The 3,137-nt window shown below is 37.6% G+C and carries 4 protein-coding genes; all 4 read left to right on the top strand.

Annotation, left to right across the window (positions count from 1 at the left end):
* Positions 1 to 400 (top strand): chemotaxis protein CheD (locus RT405_RS07800; protein ID WP_313468955.1); only part of this gene is annotated, 400 nt, incomplete at its 5' end.
* A 20-nt stretch (positions 401 to 420) separates the two neighbouring features.
* Entirely contained in the window at positions 421 to 1,449 is a 1,029-nt protein-coding gene (gene cheB / locus RT405_RS07795) for a chemotaxis-specific protein-glutamate methyltransferase CheB (RefSeq protein WP_313468953.1), read from the top strand.
* The gene (locus tag RT405_RS07790) at positions 1,446 to 2,219 is read left to right on the top strand and encodes a protein-glutamate O-methyltransferase CheR (RefSeq protein ID WP_313468951.1); all 774 of its coding nucleotides are present in this window, start codon (positions 1,446 to 1,448) and stop codon (positions 2,217 to 2,219) included. The genes cheB and RT405_RS07790 overlap by 4 nt, the downstream gene beginning before the upstream one ends.
* Before the next feature lie 388 nt (positions 2,220 to 2,607).
* Positions 2,608 to 3,137: Hpt domain-containing protein (locus RT405_RS07785; protein WP_313468950.1), on the top strand; the 530-nt coding region annotated here is incomplete at its 3' end.

Genomic DNA, 3,137 nt, shown 5'->3' with positions numbered 1-3,137 from the left:
GTGTGTAGGCGTAGCTATTTATGATCCGAAAACAAAAGTAGGCGGCTTAAGCCATATTATGCTGCCAGATAGCGAGTCATTTAAAACTGTTAATAAAATAGAGAAATTTGCTGATTTAGCGATTCCTCAAATGGTTTCAGAAATTAGAAATCAAACTAAAAATCAACAGTTAATTGCTAAAATAGCAGGAGGAGCAAGTATGTTCCAACTATCTGATGCTGCTTATCAAGGCAGTATCGGAGAGCGGAATGTACTGGCAGTGGAAAAAAGTCTGAAAAAATTAGGTATCCCATTGTTAGCCAATCATACAGGCGGAAATATGGGAAGAACAATGATAGTAGATTTGGATACTTTCACGGTCAAAATCCGAATGGTCAACAGAGAAATCATTGTATTGTAAAAGACAGGAGAGACTAAAAAATGGGGATTAACGTGTTGGTCGTAGATGATTCTCCATTTATGAGAAAAATCATAACTGAAATGATAGCAGAAGTACCTGGTCTGGAAGTTTCCGGTACAGCAAGAAACGGTCGGGATGCATTAAAAAGCATTCCGGTTTTTAAACCGGATATTGTTACTTTAGATATTGAAATGCCCGGTTTGAATGGATTGGAGACACTCGAAATCATCAAACAAGATTTTGATATCCCAGTAGTGATGATGAGTTCCCATAGTGGGGAAGCCATTACGATTGAAGCGCTGGAGTTAGGGGCAATGGATTTTATTGAAAAGCCAATTGACCTGAAGAATCAAAAAGAAGAGTTTAAAAAAGAAATAGAAAAGAAAATAAAAGTTTTATTTGAACCTAACAGTTTCTCGGCTTTAGAAAAGATACCTATAAGTAAACTTATTAGGGATGAACTGAAAAAAGAGATACCGGATAAGGTAAAAGCGATCGTTATCGGAGCTTCTACTGGAGGGCCAAAAGCTTTGCTGCATCTTGTTGAGCGTTTTCCTGAAGAGCTGAATGTACCTGTTTTTATCGTTCAGCATATGCCTAAAGGATTTACAGCTTCATTTGCTGAACGTTTAAATATGAAAGCTAAAGTTCCAGTCGTTGAAGCCCGAGCTGGAATGGAGATACAAAAAGGGACAGTTTACTTAGCTCCAGGTGATTACCATATGACGCTAGCCCAAAATAAAATCAAGTTGTCTAGTACACCTAAAATTTTGGGTGTTCGGCCGGCAGTGGATTACTTATTTCAATCAGCAGCCGAGAATTATGGTGATGAACTAGTGGGCGTTATTTTGACAGGGATGGGACACGATGGAAGTCAAGGAATGGTTGAAATAAAAAGAAGAGGCGGTTTTACTCTGGCTCAAAATCAAGAAACTTCGGTAGTTTATGGCATGCCTGGAAATGCTGTGAAAAAAGGTGTAGTTGATCAAGTCGCCAGCTTGGCAGAATTATCCGATATACTAAATTGGATTATAAGGGTGAGAAAATGAAACTAAACTATGAATTTTTTTATGACTGGACTAAAGCTAATTTAAATATCCACTTAAACGGCTACAAAGAAAAACAGTTGCAAAGACGCATAGCCAGTGTAATGAAAAATGCTGGAGCCGTTACTTTAGAAGAGTATACAGGCAAAATTCAAAAAGATCCGGCAGTAAAGCAAGAGTTTTTAGATTATATTACGATCAATGTGACGGATTTTTTCCGAAACCAAGACATTTTTGAAGAATTTGAAAAGCAGCTGGTTACCTATTTGTCACCACAGTTTCCTAATTTGAAAATCTGGAGTGCTGCTTGTTCAACTGGAGCAGAAGCTTACTCCATGGCTATGATTCTTGATAAGCATGGAATTCGCTCTTCAGAAAAAATACTAGCTACCGATATTGATGAGACGATTTTAAAGCGAGCCAAAGCGGGTGCTTATAAAACGCATGAAATGAAAAATGTGTCAGACGCTGATCGCAGTCGTTACTTTCAAGAAGAAAACGGCACATTCTACTTGACACCAGCTATTAAAAATAGAGTACAATTTAAAAAGCATGATTTGATAGCGGACCGGTTCAGTTCTGACTTCCATGCAATTGTTTGCCGCAACGTTACCATTTACTTTAAAAATGAAGTGAAAGAAGAACTTTATCAAAAATTTAGCGATTCCCTTATACCGGGCGGCCTATTCTTTACTGGAGCAACCGAAGCTATCTATAATCCTGAAGCATATGGATTCAAAAAACTATCCCCATTCATCTACGAAAAAATATAGGATGCGAAAAATCAGGATGTGGAGAATGCTGAACAGGTATGAAAGAAAAATACTTAGTCTCTGTTGAATGTATCATTCTTACAGAGATTTAAGAGAGAGAAACGAAGTGACCTTCTGGGAAATTCCCGCAAAAGGCTAAAAGACTTGAGGACAATTTCATCTTTTTTCCGAATGCCTAGTGTTCGCAGCTCAACTAAAAAGGATGCGAAGTGACCCCGGTAGACGCACAGCAATTTTAGGGATTTACAAGCAAGAGCATCCCGCGCATTGCTGGAAATCATCTAAATTGCCAAGTGTCTGGGTCACGCAACTCAACTAAAAAGGATGCGGAACACTCTCGTCCGATTGAAAGATCCATCTAAGAACCTATGAAAGGGAGGGATAATATATGGATGAAAATAGTAAATATCTCGAATTATTTTTTGAAGAAACAGACGAACATTTACAAAGTTTAAATGAACAAGTACTTGAATTGGAACAACATCCGGAACAGTCCGAAATTGTAGACGTGATGTTTAGATCCGCTCATACAATCAAAGGAATGGCTGCAACAATGGGCTTTGATACAATGTCAAAATTGACTCATAAAATGGAAAACATTTTTGATTTGTTGAAAAAGAATACCATACAAGCCAATGAAACAACGATTACCCTAATCTTTGACTGTTTAGATACGTTGTCCGATTTGGTCGAAGATTTAAGAACAGAAAATGACGTGAAACGTGACATCAGTGAATTAGTCGAACGCTTAAATGCAGCAGCTGAAGGGAAAAGCACGCCAGCTGATAATCAGATTGAAGAAATAGTAGAGGAAACAGATCATGACTTTAATTTAAATTTACATAATTTAGATGATTCTGACTTGCAAGTAATCGAGAATGCAAAAGAAAATGGATTCCAAGCTTATGTTTTGGCTAT

Source organism: Carnobacterium sp. (genome assembly GCF_032094055.1).
In the GTDB taxonomy this organism is placed as follows: domain Bacteria; phylum Bacillota; class Bacilli; order Lactobacillales; family Carnobacteriaceae; genus Carnobacterium_A.
This window is presented reverse-complemented; position numbering and strand designations above follow the sequence as displayed.